This window comes from Nonomuraea sp. NPDC050394, from assembly GCF_044459065.1.
In the GTDB taxonomy this organism is placed as follows: domain Bacteria; phylum Actinomycetota; class Actinomycetes; order Streptosporangiales; family Streptosporangiaceae; genus Nonomuraea.
Window position 1 is genome coordinate 329,780 of record NZ_JBITIO010000004.1, and the last position, 13,820, is coordinate 343,599.

Annotated in this window: 12 protein-coding genes; 8 read left to right on the forward strand and 4 right to left on the reverse strand. The window is 70.5% G+C overall.

Translation table 11 applies throughout. The annotated features are described in order from the left end of the window. Nucleotides 1-320 precede the first annotated feature (320 nt). Both hflX and ACIBKY_RS19085 read right to left on the reverse strand, forming a co-directional pair. The gene (hflX, locus tag ACIBKY_RS19080; RefSeq protein ID WP_397098414.1) at nucleotides 321-1,730 is read right to left on the reverse strand and encodes a GTPase HflX; all 1,410 of its coding nucleotides are present in this window, start codon (nucleotides 1,728-1,730) and stop codon (nucleotides 321-323) included. Between the two features lie 84 nt (nucleotides 1,731-1,814). Further along, a complete protein-coding gene (locus ACIBKY_RS19085) occupies nucleotides 1,815-2,504 on the reverse strand; it encodes a DUF4097 family beta strand repeat-containing protein (RefSeq protein WP_397097969.1) in 690 nt (229 codons plus the stop codon). Nucleotides 2,505-2,651: 147 nt separating this feature from the next. Here ACIBKY_RS19085 and aceB point away from each other — a divergent pair, with 147 nt between their 5' ends. The 5 genes from aceB (at nucleotide 2,652) to ACIBKY_RS19110 (ending at nucleotide 9,298) form a co-directional block, all read left to right on the forward strand. Next, on the forward strand, nucleotides 2,652-4,229 hold the full coding sequence (aceB, locus tag ACIBKY_RS19090; RefSeq protein ID WP_397097970.1) for a malate synthase A: 1,578 nt from the start codon (nucleotides 2,652-2,654) through the stop codon (nucleotides 4,227-4,229). Further along, the gene (locus ACIBKY_RS19095; protein WP_397097971.1) at nucleotides 4,226-5,674 is read left to right on the forward strand and encodes an FAD-binding oxidoreductase; all 1,449 of its coding nucleotides are present in this window, start codon (nucleotides 4,226-4,228) and stop codon (nucleotides 5,672-5,674) included. The genes aceB and ACIBKY_RS19095 overlap by 4 nt, the downstream gene beginning before the upstream one ends. Further along, on the forward strand, nucleotides 5,674-6,828 hold the full coding sequence (locus ACIBKY_RS19100; RefSeq protein ID WP_397097972.1) for an FAD-binding oxidoreductase: 1,155 nt from the start codon (nucleotides 5,674-5,676) through the stop codon (nucleotides 6,826-6,828). Before ACIBKY_RS19095 ends, ACIBKY_RS19100 begins: the two co-directional genes overlap by 1 nt. A gap of 1 nt (nucleotide 6,829) precedes the next feature. Then, nucleotides 6,830-8,053, forward strand: a complete 1,224-nt coding sequence (locus tag ACIBKY_RS19105) for a (Fe-S)-binding protein (RefSeq protein WP_397097973.1) — start codon at nucleotides 6,830-6,832, stop codon at nucleotides 8,051-8,053. A gap of 507 nt (nucleotides 8,054-8,560) precedes the next feature. After that, complete coding sequence (locus ACIBKY_RS19110; protein ID WP_397098416.1) at nucleotides 8,561-9,298, forward strand: IclR family transcriptional regulator; 738 nt, start codon at nucleotides 8,561-8,563, stop codon at nucleotides 9,296-9,298. Between the two features lie 359 nt (nucleotides 9,299-9,657). Here the strand turns inward: ACIBKY_RS19110 and ACIBKY_RS19115 are convergent, their stop codons facing one another. After that, entirely contained in the window at nucleotides 9,658-10,407 is a 750-nt protein-coding gene (locus tag ACIBKY_RS19115) for a VOC family protein (protein WP_397097974.1), read from the reverse strand. Here ACIBKY_RS19115 and ACIBKY_RS19120 point away from each other — a divergent pair. The 3 genes from ACIBKY_RS19120 (at nucleotide 10,406) to ACIBKY_RS19130 (ending at nucleotide 13,345) form a co-directional block, all read left to right on the forward strand. Continuing rightward, nucleotides 10,406-11,143 (forward strand): IclR family transcriptional regulator, encoded by a 738-nt coding sequence (locus ACIBKY_RS19120; protein ID WP_397097975.1) that lies wholly within the window; start codon nucleotides 10,406-10,408, stop codon nucleotides 11,141-11,143. The two genes, ACIBKY_RS19115 and ACIBKY_RS19120, sit on opposite strands and share 2 nt — an antisense overlap. Before the next feature lie 3 nt (nucleotides 11,144-11,146). After that, a complete protein-coding gene (locus ACIBKY_RS19125) occupies nucleotides 11,147-11,359 on the forward strand; it encodes a DUF2277 domain-containing protein (protein ID WP_184966672.1) in 213 nt (70 codons plus the stop codon). A 72-nt stretch (nucleotides 11,360-11,431) separates the two neighbouring features. Next, entirely contained in the window at nucleotides 11,432-13,345 is a 1,914-nt protein-coding gene (locus ACIBKY_RS19130; protein WP_397097976.1) for a hypothetical protein, read from the forward strand. 49 nt (nucleotides 13,346-13,394) lie between these two features. Here the strand turns inward: ACIBKY_RS19130 and ACIBKY_RS19135 are convergent, their stop codons facing one another. Continuing rightward, nucleotides 13,395-13,802: a hypothetical protein gene (locus ACIBKY_RS19135; RefSeq protein ID WP_397097977.1), complete on the reverse strand. Its 408-nt coding sequence runs from the start codon at nucleotides 13,800-13,802 to the stop codon at nucleotides 13,395-13,397. Nucleotides 13,803-13,820 lie beyond the last annotated feature (18 nt).

Here is a 13,820-nt window from a genome sequence, read left to right on the forward strand (position 1 = left end):
ATGATGTGCGGTGACCGTATCGCCGGACGCATGATCCGGCGATTTCAGTTCAGTTACGTTATTTCACAGGTCGGCCGACTGTACAGGGTTATTCGGAAGAAATCACAATCGTCACAGCGCCCCCTGCATGCGTCTCGTCCCGCAGCAGCCATCATCCGCAACCCGTGCCCTTTGCTGTCCTGAGGCTTGGCCAATGGTAGCAATCCCAGGCACATCAAGGCCACTGTCGCATTTGTCAGGATTTAAGATGTACGGCTACCGCCATACGCTGGGCATTCACCCAATCGAGATAGCGATAGCCGTACAGATGAAAATGGAGATCAGACCCGTTCGACCGGCTTGGCGACCTTCTCCAGCTCGTGGAACAGGCTCGACAGCACCCACGCGTGCAGGATCGTGCCGTCCTCGACGTGCTCGACGGAGACGACCTCGCCCTCCTCGTGGGCCCGCGAGACCAGGTCACCCCTGTCGTAGGGGACCAGCAGGCGCACCTCGTGGTCCAGGCGGGGCAGCTGCCGTTCGATGAGCTCCATGAGCTCGGGCAGGCCCGCGCCGGTCCGCGCGGAGACGACGATGCTGTTGCGCTCGCGCCGCGTGATGCGGTCGATCACTTCCTGGTCGGCGGCGTCGGCCTTGTTGATCACCACGACCTCGGCCACGTCGAGCGCGCCCTCGATGGTGGAGAAGACCTCGCGAACCGCCGCGATCTGCCCTTCGGGGTCGGGGTGCGAGCCGTCCACGACATGGAGGATCAGGTCCGCGTCGGCGACCTCCTCCAGCGTGGACCGGAACGCCTCCACCAGCTGGTGCGGCAGGTGGCGCACGAACCCGACGGTGTCGGCGATCGTGAACAGCCGCCCGTCCGGCGTGCGCGACCTGCGCACGGTCGGGTCCAGGGTGGCGAACAGCGCGTCCTCGACCAGCACGCCCGCACCGGTGATGCGGTTGAGCAGCGAGGACTTGCCCGCGTTGGTGTAGCCGGCGATGGCCACGGCCGGCACCTCGCGGCGCTGGCGCTGGTGGCGCATGACCTCGCGCGAGGTGGACATGCCGGAGATCTGCTTGCGCAGCTTCGACATCCGCTCGCGGATGCGCCGGCGGTCGAGCTCGATCTTCGTCTCACCGGGTCCGCGACCGCCGACGCCGACGCCGTTGGAGGAACGGCCGCCGACCTGACGGGACAGGTTGCCACCCCAGCCACGCAGGCGCGGCATGAGGTACTGCAACTGGGCGAGCTCGACCTGGGCCTTGCCCTCCCGGCTCTGCGCGTGCTGGGCGAAGATGTCCAGGATCAGCATCGTCCGGTCGACGACCTTCACCTTGACGACCTCTTCGAGCTCGCGCAGCTGGGCCGGGGTCAGCTCGCCGTCGCAGATCACCGTGTCCGCGCCGGAGGCGTCGACGATGTCGCGCAGCTCCAGCGCCTTGCCGGAGCCGATGTAGGTTGCCGGGTCAGGCTTCTGCCGCCGCTGGATGAGGCCCTCGAGCACCTCGGATCCCGCGGTTTCGGCCAGAAGCTTGAGCTCCAGCAGGGAGTTTTCGGCATCGCTCGACGAACCGGAGGTCCAGACGCCCACGAGGACCACCCGCTCGAGACGGAGCTGGCGGTATTCGACCTCGGTGACGTCCTGGAGTTCGGTGGAAAGGCCCGCTACGCGGCGGAGCGCGTGGCGCTCTTCGAGGTCCATCTCGCCGGTCTCGATCTGGTCGAGCGTGGTGTATTTCTGCATTCGTGTCATCTCTGTTAGGGAACGTCCGGACACCGTGGTGTCTTCCCCAGATGGTGGCACGACATCCACACCGCCATCACCTGGTTATCCGGGTACGACGTTGATGTTCCCCGATCCGGCCTCGATGGTCACGCGGTTGGCGGCGTTCGGGTCGTTGGTGACCTCGACCTTGGAGTTTCCGGAGCTGGCGTTGGTGCTGACGTTGTAGGAGCCGCCGGGCAGGGTGAGCGTGACGTCGCCGGATCCGGCTTCGAGGCTGACGTCGGCCGGCGCGCTGGCGTACTTGAGGTCGATGCTGCCGGAACCCGCGTCGGCGAGGACCTTCTTGCCGCCGAGGGAGGAGGCCTCGATGTCGCCGGAGCCGGCGGAGGCTTCGAGCTCTCCGGTGAGGTTGCGCAGCGTGATGGTGCCGGAGCCGGCGTCGGCCTTGACCTTCAGGCCCTTGGGCACTTCGATCTTGTAGCTGACGCTGCAGGAGCCGAAGCCGCCCTTGCAGTCGTACGTGACGCGCAGCGTGTCGCCCTCGACCTTGTGCTCGGCCTGTGGCTTGTTGTTGCGCCACTGGAGGGTTTCCGTGACGCGGATGCCCGACCGATCACTCTCGGTGATGACGATGTCGCCGGATCCCGAGTTGACATCCAGGAGCGCGACCTTGTCGTTGACGTCGTAGTTGACGACGCTCTCCTCGGTGGGGCCCCCAATGCTCGCCAGCCCGCAGCCGGTGAGGACGGCCGTGGAGGCCAGCAGAGCCCCCGCGAACACGATGGTTTTCATATCTCAAATCTTCCCGGCCCGGGCCCGGACCCGCATCCGGGATGCCCCCTAGCCGACCCCCGTCTTTGACCCTCGACCCCTCATGAAGTAGCTTCACTTCCATAATCCAGAACATATTTTCCACGGCATGGAAAGGGGTTTCGGCCCATGGAGATCACCGGCCCGATGCTCGACCGATTCGACGAGGTTCTTACCCCGGAGGCGCTCGACTTCGTGGCGGCGCTCCATCGGCGTTTCGACGCCCGCCGCCTGGAACTCCTGGAGGCCAGGCAGACGCGGCAGGCAGAGCTGTCGGCCGGCGGCACGCTTGACTTCCTGCCCGAGACGAAGGCGGTCAGGGAGGGCGAGTGGCAGGTCTCCGCGCCCGCCCCCGGCCTTGAGGACCGCCGCGTCGAGATCACCGGCCCGGTCGACCAGAAGATGACCATCAACGCGCTCAACTCCGGCGCCAAGGTCTGGCTGGCCGACTTCGAGGACGCCAACGCGCCGCTGTGGGACAACTGCGTCGCCGGCCAGCTCAACCTGCGCAACGCCCTCGACCGCGCCATCGACTTCGAGACCGGCGGCAAGAGCTACTCGCTCAAGCCCGACGACGAGCTGGCCACGATCGTGGTCCGCCCGCGCGGCTGGCACCTCAACGAGAAGCACGCCCTGGTCGACGGACAGGAGGTCGCCGCCTCCCTCTTCGACTTCGGCCTCTACTTCTTCCACTGCGCGCGGCGCCAGCTCGACAAGGGCAAGGGCCCGTACTTCTACCTGCCGAAGATGGAGTCCCACCTTGAGGCGCGGCTGTGGAACAACGTCTTCGTCCACGCCCAGGACGCGCTCGGCATCCCCCAGGGCACGATCCGGGCAACCGTCCTGATCGAGACGTACCCGGCCGCGTTCGAGATGGAGGAGATCCTGTACGAGCTGCGCGAGCACTCGGCCGGTCTCAACGCGGGCCGCTGGGACTACCTCTTCAGCGTGATCAAGAAGTTCCGCACGCGTGGCCGCGAATTCCTGCTGCCCGAGCGCAACGCGGTGACGATGACCGCGCCGTTCATGCGCGCGTACACCGAACTGCTGGTGCGCACCTGCCACAAGCGCGGCGCGCACGCGATCGGCGGCATGGCCGCGTTCATCCCGAGCCGCCGCGACCCCGAGGTCAACGCGGTCGCGCTGGAGAAGGTGCGCGCGGACAAGACCCGCGAGTCCGGCGACGGCTTCGACGGCTCGTGGGTGGCCCACCCCGACCTGGTGCCGATCTGCCGCGAGGTCTTCGACGGCGTGCTCGGCGAGCGTCCCAACCAGCTCGACCGCACCCGCGAGGACGTGCGGGTCAGCGCCGAGGACCTGCTCAGCGTCTCGGCCACGCCCGGCAGCATCACCGAGACCGGTCTGCGCAACAACGTGGACGTCGCCCTGCGCTACCTGGCCGCCTGGATGGGCGGGCTCGGCGCGGTCGCGATCCACAACCTCATGGAGGACGCCGCCACGGCCGAGATCTCCCGTTCGCAGATCTGGCAGTGGATCCACAACGGCATCGCGCTGGCCGACACCGGCGAGACGGTCACGAAGGAGCTGGTCGAGCGGATCATCGCCGACGAACTCGCCAAGATCGCGAAGGAGCCCGGCTACGACGCCGAGCGCTACGCCCAGGCCGAGGCGCTCTTCAAGGAGGTCGCGCTCGACGATGATTTCGCGGAGTTCCTCACACTTCCGGCTTATGCTCGCATGCCATGACCCCTTTGGCGGAGTTCATCACGGCACTGCACGGGGTGGCCTCGGGTGAGGGCGAGGTCATCACCGACCCGGTACGCCTGCGCACCTACGAGTGCGACGGCCTGACCTACCACCGGGCCACCCCCGGCGTCGTGGTGCTCGCCGAGTCCGCCACGCAGATCGCCGCGATCGTCAAACTCTGCAACAGGTACGGCGTGCCGTTCGTCGCCCGGGGATCGGGCACGGGCCTGTCCGGCGGCGCGCTGCCCAGAACCGACGGCGTGCTCATCGTCACCTCGAAGATGCGGCGCGTCCTGGAGATCGACCTGCCCAACCGGCGCGTCGTCGTCGAGCCGGGCGTCACCAACCTGGCGATCACCGAGGCGGTGCGCGGGCAGGGCTACTACTACGCCCCCGACCCCTCCAGCCAGCAGATCTGCTCCATCGGCGGCAACGTGGCCGAGAACTCGGGCGGCGCCCACTGCCTGAAGTACGGCTTCACCGTGAACCACGTCGAGGCCTGCGAGATCGTCACCCCCGACGGAGACATCGTCACCCTTGACCGGATGGATCCGGGTTACGACCTGCTCGGGGCGTTCGTGGGCTCGGAGGGCACGCTGGGCATCGCCACCAAGGTCACGGTGCGGCTCAGCCGTACCCCTGAGGCGGTGACGACGGTGCTGGCCGCCTTCGCGAGCATCGAGCAGGGCGGCCAGGCCGTGTCGGCGATCATCGGGGCGGGGATCGTTCCGGCGGCCATCGAGATGATGGACGCGCTGTCGATCGAGGCGGCCGAGGCGGCGGTGGCCTGCGCCTACCCCGAGGGGGCGGGCGCGGTGCTGATCGTGGAGCTGGACGGTCCCGCCGAGGCGGTCGAGCGGCAGTTCGCGCAGCTCACGGAGATCTGCGCGCAGGCGTTCGAACTGCGGGTGGCGGCCGATCCGGCCGAGCGGGCGGCGATCTGGAGGGGGCGCAAGTCGGCGTTCGCGGCGGTGGGGCGGATCAGCCCGGCCTACATCGTGCAGGACGGCGTGGTGCCGCGTACGAGCCTGCCCGCGGTGCTGGCGAGCATCGACCGGCTTTCCGCCGAATACGGGATCAAGGTGGCGAACGTCTTCCACGCCGGGGACGGGAACCTGCATCCGCTGGTGCTGTTCGACGACGCGGAGCCGGGGGCGGGCGAGCGCGCCGAGACGGTGTCGGGCAAGATCCTCGATCTGTGCATCGAGAACGGCGGATCGATCACGGGTGAGCACGGGGTCGGGGTGGACAAGTCCCGATATATGCCGAGGATGTTCTCCGACGACGATCTCGACACCATGCAACTCGTCCGCTGCGCCTTCGACCCGGGGAACCTGTCGAACCCCGGCAAGGTCTTTCCCACGCCGCGGCTCTGCGGCGAGGTGCCAGGCGTGCGGAAGGGCGTGCATCCCCTGGTCGAGTCGGGGAAGGCGGAGCAGTTCTGATGGTGGAAGAGGCACTCGCGAAGAGCGGTGTCACCGTGCGCGAGGCCGGTCCGCTCGACGCCGTGGGCGACGTGACGCCCGCCTTCGTCGCGCTGCCGGAATCCGTGGAGGAGATCTCCGCGCTCCTGCGCGCCTGCGCCGAGGCCGACCTCGCCGCCGTGCCCGTCGGCGGCGGCACCAAGCTCGACTGGGGCGCGCCGCCCGAGCGCTGCGACGTGCTGATCGACACCTGTTGCATGAACCAGATCATCGAGCACGCCGCCGGCGACCTCGTCGTCCGCGCGCAGGCCGGGGTGACGCTGGAGGCGCTCGCCGACCGGCTCGCGACGCAGGGCCAGGAGCTCGTCTACGACGGCCCCTTCCGCGACGAGGCCACCGTCGGCGGACTGCTCGCCGCCGGGACCGCCGGCCCCCGCTCCTTCCGGTACGGCACGCCGCGCGACCTCCTCATCGGCATCACCGTCGTCCTGGCCGACGGCACGATCGCCAGGTCCGGCGGCAAGGTCGTCAAGAACGTCGCCGGCTACGACCTCGGCAAGCTCTTCACCGGCTCGTTCGGGACACTCGGCGTGATCGCCGAGGCCACCTTCCGCCTGCATCCGCTGCCCGCCGAGCGCGCGTGGGTCCACGCGCGCTTGGCTCCGTCGCAGGTCCAGGCGGCCGCGGTACGGCTGGCGGCCGCGCAGGCCGAGCCCGCCGCGGTCGAACTCGACTGGCCGGACCCTACCGGCCCGGTCACGCTGGCCGCCCTCGTCGAAGGCGCCGCCGCCGCCCGGCGCGCACGGACGCTTCTGGATGAGGACACCACCTCGATGCCCGGCTGGTGGGGTGAGGCCGGCGAGGGTGAGTCGCTGGCCGAGGTGCGTTGCCTGCCCGACCGGGTCGGCGGCGTCCTGGCCGTTGTGGCGGGAACGGGGCTGGCGCTGCGCGGGTCTCCCGTCTCCGGCCGGTTCTTCCTCTGGGGGGACGGGGCCGGGTTCGGGCCCGTGGTCGCCGGGCTGCGGGAGGCGGGGGCGCGGGTCGGCGTGCTGGCTTCGCCGTACCGGATGGACCGGTGGGGTGAGGTGTCCGCGCTGCCGCTGATGCGGCGGGTGAAGGAGCGGTTCGATCCCGGGCGCAGGATGTCCCCCGGCCGGTTCGTGGGAGGGATCTAGCATGGACCCGAAGCTGATCAAGGACTGCGTGCACTGCGGGTTCTGCCTGCCGACCTGCCCGACCTACGTGTTGTGGGGCGAGGAGATGGACTCTCCGCGCGGGCGGATCCACCTCATGAAGCAGCACACCGACGGCACACCGGTCACCCCCGAGATGGCCGGGCATTTCGACGCGTGCCTCGGATGCATGGCGTGCGTGACCGCGTGCCCGTCCGGGGTGAAGTACGACCGGCTGATCGAGCAGACGCGCGCCGAGGTCGAACGCGTGTACGTGCGCGACCCGCGCGAGCGGGCGGTGCGGGGGATCGTGTTCGGCCTGTTCCCCTATCCGCGGCGGCTGCGGCTGTTGCGTCCGGGTATCGGGCTGGCTGAGCGGATGGCGCCCTTCCTGGAGCGTGTGCACCCGAGCCTCGGCGCCATGGCCGCCCTCGCGCCCCGGGTCACGCGCCGGCAGCGCCTGCCGCGTCGCGTCCGCGCCCGCGGGCCGCGCCGGGCGGTCGTCGGCATGCTCACCGGGTGCGTACAGGGCGAGTTCTTCCCCCAGGTGAACGCGGCGACCGCGCGCGTGCTCGCGCTGGAGGGCTGCGAGGTCGTGATCCCGCCCGGCCAGGGCTGCTGCGGGGCCCTCAGCGTGCACTCCGGCCGCGAAGACCAGGCCCGCCGTTTCGCCAGACGCACCATCCGCACCTTCGAACGCGCCGGCGTCACCACCGTCGTCGTCAACGCCGCCGGCTGCGGATCCTCCATGAAGGAGTACGGCGAGCTGCTCGCCGACCGGCCGGACTGGGCGGCCAGGGCCCGCGCCATCAGGACCGTCGACCTGGCCGAATGGCTCGCCGAACTGGGCCCCGTCGCCACCCGCCACCCACTCCCCCTGACCATCGCCTACCACGACGCCTGCCACCTCGCCCACGCCCAGGGCATCCGGGCCGAGCCGCGCGCGCTCCTGTCGGCCATCCCGGGCCTGTCGGTGCGCGAGGTGCCGGACGCGGCGATCTGCTGTGGCTCGGCGGGCACGTACAACATCTTCCAGCCCGAGGCCGCCCGCGACCTGGGCGACCGCAAGGCCAAATCGGTGGCGTCGACCGGGGCCGAGCTGCTGGTGTCGGCCAATCCGGGGTGCACGATGCAGATCGCGTCGGCGATGGCGCAGGCGGGCGGCTCGATCCGCGTCGCCCACACGGCCGAGGTCCTCGACGCGTCCCTACGCGGTGTCTCCCTGTGAGGCCCGCCATGCCCAACCACCCACCACCCACCGCCCCGCCTCCCCTCACCACGGACGCGCCCGCCCCGCCCGCAGCGCCCGCCTCGCCGCGCTCGTGCCCTCCCCAGACCGTCTCGGCCCACCGACCGTCGCCCACGACCATCTCAGCGCGGGGCCCATCAACCCTGAGGCGGTCAGACCCGAGGCGGTCAGACCCGAGGCGGTCAACCCCGGGGTCGTCAGACCCGAGGCCGTCAACCCCGGGGTCGTCAGACCCGAGGCCGTCAACCCCGGGGCCGTCAGACCCGAGGCCGTCAACCCCGGGGCCGTCAGACCCGAGGCCGTCAACCCCGGGGCCGTCAGACCCGAGGCCGTCAACCCCGGGGTCGTCAGACCCGAGGCCGTCAACCCCGGGGCCGTCAGACCGGGGGAGGTCAGCCGGGGGTCGGGGTGGTTCGAAGGCGGGTGGAACGGGAGTAAGTTGCCCAGGGAGCCGGGTGGGGAGCGAGCGGGGGTGAGCGGGTGAGCGTGCAGTCGGTCGATCGGGCGCTCGACGTGCTGGAGGCGCTGGCCGAGCATGGCGGCGAAGCCGGTCTGTCGGAGATCGCGGCCAGGACGGGCCTGCCGTACGGGACGATCCACCGCCTGTTGCAGACCCTGTTGTCACGCGGCTACGTGCGGCAGGAGTCCGACCGGCGCTACGCCCTCGGTGGCGGGCTGGTACGGCTGGGCGGCGTCGCCGAGCGGATGGTCGGGGTGTGGGCGCAGCCGTACCTGACGAGGATGGTCGAGTTGTCCGGTGAGACGGCGAACCTGGCCGTCCTGGAGGGCGACTTCATCGTCTACGTGGCGCAGGTGCCGTCGCCGCGGAGGCTGCGGATGTTCGCCGAGGTCGGGCGGCGGGTGCTGCCGCACAGCACGGCCGTCGGCAAGGTACTGCTCGCCGACCGGGCCACCGACGAGGCCCTCAGCCTGTTCGAGCGCACCGGCATGCCCCGCAAGACCGCCAACACCATCACCGACCCGCAGTCGATGCTCGCCGAACTGGACCGGGTCCGCGTCCGCGGCTACGCGATGGACCTGGGCGAGGAGGAGCTGGGCGTGCACTGCCTGGCGGTACCGGTGCAGGACGGCAACCGCGTGGTGGCGGCCATGTCGGTATCCGGCCCGGCCGAACGCATCGACGCCCTGGACCGGGACGAGCTCGCCACCGGCATGCGCAAGATCGCCACCGCCTTCGGCTCAGAACTCAGCCCCACCCCCTGACCTCCTCCCTCGCGAAATCGGCGGCCGACCGGCATCCCGGGGGGCCACAAACCTGACGGGTGCCGCCACACCCGGCCCCCTGGTCACGCCCCGGGCGCCGCCGACAGGCGCGGGGTGGGCCGCCATCGACTGATGTGCCGGGCGGCGCCACACGCACCACCGACGGCGCGGCAGGGCGGGGCGCGGCCGGCGGTCGCAGGGAACGAGACGGGCAACCAAAGGCGGGCACCCTGCGGGCAAACCGAAGCCGGGCGCCGTGTGCATGCCAACCGGACACCCGGCCCGCAGGAGCGGCAAGGTGGGTTGCGGGTCAAGCAGGGTTGCGGGTCAAGTAGGGGTGCGGGTCAAGCGGGTGACGGTCAGGTGGGGGTGATGGCGGTGAAGGGGATGCCGGTGGGGTCGCCGATGATGGCCAGGCGGCCTTGTGGAGAGGCCACGGGGCCGTGGCCCACGGTGCCGCCCAGGTCTTCGGCCAGGGAGGCCACGGAGTCCACGTCCGCCACCGCGAAGTACGTCATCCAGTGCTCGGGGACGCCGGCCCACTCGGCGTCGTTCATCTCCAGGCGGCCCGCCACCGGCCGGCCGCCGGAGTGCCACAACGTGTAGTCGCCGGTCGCCGGATGCGGGTCGTAGGACAGGACAGCGGCGTAGAAGGCGTCGATCCGCTCGCCGTCGCGGGTGTTGAGGTCGAGCCAGTGCACCCCGCCGCCCGTGAACTCCCTCGGCTGCCACAGCACGAACGGGGTCCCGGCCGGGTCGGCGGCTCGGGCGTAGTGGCCGTGGCCGGGGACGTCGAAGGGTTCTTCCAGGAGGGTGCCGCCAAGGGCCGGTACCCTGGCCGCGGCCGCGACGACGTCAGGGGTGGTCAGGTAGACCTCCCACGCCTCGCCCGGGGCCTGCGTGATCTGGGCGACGGGGCGGGTGCCGTCCAGGCACATGGTCCACGCACCGCGCTCGTCGAAGGTCCAGCCGAACAGGCCGCCGTAGAAGCGCTTGGCCGCGGCGGCGTCGGGCGTCAGCAGTTGCACCCAGCAGGGTGTGCCTTCCGAGAACTCCATGAGCGAGAGCTTCTCACCCGGCACCGACAGAACCCAGTAGTGTTGCGCCATGAGCAACAGCTCGGTGCAGTCGGTGGATCGGGCGATCGCGATCCTGGAGATCCTCGCCAGCAAGGGCGCCACCCGGGTGACGGATCTGGCCGTGGAGCTGGACGTGCACAAGTCCACCGCCTTCCGCCTGCTCAACGCCCTCGAACAGGGCGGCCTGGTCGAGCAGAGCGGCGATCGCGGGCGCTACCGGCTCGGGTTCGGGGTGGTCAGGCTTGCCGGGGCGGCCACCGCGCAGCTCGACCTGTCCAAGGAGAGCCGGGAGGTCTGCCGCCGCCTGGCCGAGGACGTCGGCGAGACGGTCAACCTCGCGGTCCCGCAGGACGGCCACGCCGTCAACATCAGCCAGGTACGCGGCCCGTCGGCCATCAGCGGACACAACTGGGTGGGCCAGCGCACCCCCTCCCACGCGACCTCCAGCGGCAAGGTCCTGCTGGCCTTCGGCGCGCTGCCGCTCCCCCGCGAGCTGGAGCGCTACACGCCCGCCACCATCGTCACGGTCGAGGGCCTCGCCCTGGCGGAGATCAGGGAGCGCGGCTGGGCGGGCACGGTCGAGGAGCTGGAGCTGGGCCTGAACGCGGTGGCGGCGCCGGTGCGCGGCTCGGACGGTTCGGTGGTGGCCGCGGTCAGCGCGTCGGGACCGTCGTACCGGCTGACGGCCGAACGCCTGCCGGAGGTCGGCGCGATCCTGGTGGCCGGTGCCCGCGAGATCAGTCAGCGCATCGGCTATTACCGTTGAGGCATGTGTAGAAGCATCAAGACGCTGCGCCCGCCGTACACCGAAGATGTGACCGAGGAGGACGTGCGGGCCGCGGCGCTGCAGTTCGTGCGCAAGATCTCGGGATTTCGCGCGCCCGCCGCGCACAACGCGGAGGCCTTCGACCGCGCCGTGGAGTCGATCACCCAGGCCTCCGAGGAACTCCTCAGCTCCCTCCAGGTCCGCGGAGCTCGCTGAAACGGCCTGTTGACAGGCTCCCTCAGCGAGGGGAACGTCCCCGGTGTAACCCCCATCGGGAGGGAGCCCCCCATGATCAGCGGGCTGTATCAGGGCCAGAACGGCGACTCGCGGCTGGAGCTGAGGGTCGACGTCGACGGAGCACGACCCACCGGACGGGTCAGCGGCGACCTGTTCTCGGTGGCCGGGGCGACCACCTCGTACGTGGGCTCCTTCCGCGTCGACCAGCCGAACACCCAGGCCGAGGGCGGCAAGACCCGGGTCTGGGGTTCCGGCAGGTTCACCTACAGCGTGCCCACGGGGAGCGTCAGCATCACGGTCACCGACGAGGGCGCGTCCGCGCACGTGGGCGGGGACGACTTCCAGCTCGCCTACGTCTCGCCGTACTTCCGCACCGTCCTTCTGGAGCAGGACTCGGTGGCGGGGACGGCGCCGTTCGTGTCGTACAACACGGGCTCGCTGCCCGGCCCGACCGGCTCGCCCGCGCGCGAGCTCAGCGTGCCCGCCGCCTACGCGGAGGCCGGGATCGAGCTCCGCGTCACCGAGCCGGGCGTGGTGCCCACCGGCGGCGAGGGCTCCGACCTGGCCTGGGACGACGCCGAGCTGCATCATGCGATGACAACCCAGTTCAGCCGGTACGGCGACGCCGCCGCCTGGCGGGTCTGGCTGCTGGTGGCCAGCAAGCACGTGGGCGGCTACCGGGGCATCATGTTCGACTACAACGACGGCTTCCAGCGGCAGGGCGCGGCCGTCTTCTACGACGCCATCCAGGGCCAGAGCCCGCAGGCGCAACGTGCCCAGCTCCGCACGTACGTCCACGAGCTGGGCCACGCCTTCAACCTGCTGCACTCCTGGCAGAAGAACCTGGCCACCCCGCCCCAGCCGCTGGGCCCGAACGGCGGCTTCGGCGACCTGTCGTGGATGAACTACGTGCAGAACTACCGCCCGGGCGGCGAACAGGGCTACTGGTCGGCCTTCCCGTTCCAGTTCACCGACGTGGAGCTGGTCCATCTGCGCCACGGGTTCTTCCGCGACGTCGCGATGGGCGCCAACGCGTTCGGCACCGGCGCCGCCGAGATCGACCCGTTCGAGCATCCCGTCATGGACCAGTCGGGGCTGCGGCTGGAGCTGCGGGCCAAGGAGTCGTTCGGCTTCGGCGAGCCGGTCGTGGTGGAGCTGAAGCTCGGCGTCACGGGCGAGGCGCGGACCACGCACAGCCACCTGCACCCGGACACGGAGTTCACGCAGGTCTGCATCACGCAGCCGGGCGGCCGCACGGTCGTCTACCGCCCGATGATGCGCCACTGCGTGGACGCCTCGCCGGACATCCGCCTCGACGAGAACAACCCGGCCGTCTACCGCAGCGCCTACATCGGCCACGGCCGGGACGGCCACTACTTCCAGCAGCCGGGCGAGTACCAGGTGCGCGCCCAGTACATCGCGGGCGACGGCTCGCGGATCGTGTCCAACGTCTGCGCGGTCAGGGTCGGCTACCCGGTCTCGGCCGACGACCACCGGGTGGCCGAGCTGATGCTGGGAGAGGAGCAGGGCAAGCTGTTCTCGCTGCTCGGCTCCGACTCGCCGGCGCTGCGCTCGGGCAACGACGCGCTGGACGAGGTGATCTCCCGGTACGGCTCGCACCCCCTGTCCGTCTACGCCCGGATGGTGAAGGGACTCAACGCCGGGCGGGAGTTCAAGGACCTGACCCCGGCCAGGAACCTGCGCATCCGCCCGCCGGACACCAAGGAGAGCATCGAGCAACTCGGCGTGGTCGTCAGGGACGCCTCGATCGACAACATCACGCTCAACATGGTCATGCGGCGCCTGGCCCGCGCCGAGGCCCGCCAGGGCGACCTGGCCCAGGCCCACGCGGTCATGGACACCATGATCGCGACCTTCGAGGCCAAGAACCTGAACCCGGTCGTGATGCGCCAGATCCGCCGCCAGGCGGAGCTGACCAAGGCGGCGCTGAGCGCGGAAGGCTAGATGAGCGTGAAGGCTAGATGAGCGCGGAAGGCTAGATGAGCGCGGAAGGCTAGATGACCGGCCGGCCGTTCTGGCAGCGGACCACGACCTCGACGTCCTCGCCTTCCTCCCGGTCGAACTCGACCTTCAGGGAGGAGGCGGGGCCGGGTTCGGGGTCGTCCACGGAGTAGCCCTGGGAGGGACTCCAGTTGCGGAGGCTGACCTGCCCGGCCGAGCAGGTGGCGATGACGGTGCCGCCGGCCGTCCTGATCACCTTGCCGCCGCCGGTCGGCGCGGGGGTGGCGGCTCCGGTGGAGGTTCCCGACGGCAGGGTGGCGAGCGCGGAACGGGCTTCCGCCTGCGTCATGACATTTCCGGACTTGCCGGTGAGGACGCCACCCAGGAGCCCGAGCACCGCCACCGCCACCCCGGCAGCCGCCAGCGCGGTCACCGCCCATGCCAGCATCAGTCTCTTCACGGCCCCACACTCCCCCAA

Bases quoted from the DNA above. Each gene is read 5' to 3' on its own strand.
- hflX (WP_397098414.1), bottom strand. From the start codon at position 1,730: ATGCAGAAATACACCACGCTCGACCAGATCGAGACCGGCGAGATGGAC.
- ACIBKY_RS19085 (WP_397097969.1), bottom strand. From the start codon at position 2,504: ATGAAAACCATCGTGTTCGCGGGGGCTCTGCTGGCCTCCACGGCCGTC.
- aceB (WP_397097970.1), top strand. From the start codon at position 2,652: ATGGAGATCACCGGCCCGATGCTCGACCGATTCGACGAGGTTCTTACC.
- ACIBKY_RS19095 (WP_397097971.1), top strand. From the start codon at position 4,226: ATGACCCCTTTGGCGGAGTTCATCACGGCACTGCACGGGGTGGCCTCG.
- ACIBKY_RS19100 (WP_397097972.1), top strand. From the start codon at position 5,674: ATGGTGGAAGAGGCACTCGCGAAGAGCGGTGTCACCGTGCGCGAGGCC.
- ACIBKY_RS19105 (WP_397097973.1), top strand. From the start codon at position 6,830: ATGGACCCGAAGCTGATCAAGGACTGCGTGCACTGCGGGTTCTGCCTG.
- ACIBKY_RS19120 (WP_397097975.1), top strand. From the start codon at position 10,406: ATGAGCAACAGCTCGGTGCAGTCGGTGGATCGGGCGATCGCGATCCTG.
- ACIBKY_RS19115 (WP_397097974.1), bottom strand. From the start codon at position 10,407: ATGGCGCAACACTACTGGGTTCTGTCGGTGCCGGGTGAGAAGCTCTCG.
- ACIBKY_RS19125 (WP_184966672.1), top strand. From the start codon at position 11,147: ATGTGTAGAAGCATCAAGACGCTGCGCCCGCCGTACACCGAAGATGTG.
- ACIBKY_RS19130 (WP_397097976.1), top strand. From the start codon at position 11,432: ATGATCAGCGGGCTGTATCAGGGCCAGAACGGCGACTCGCGGCTGGAG.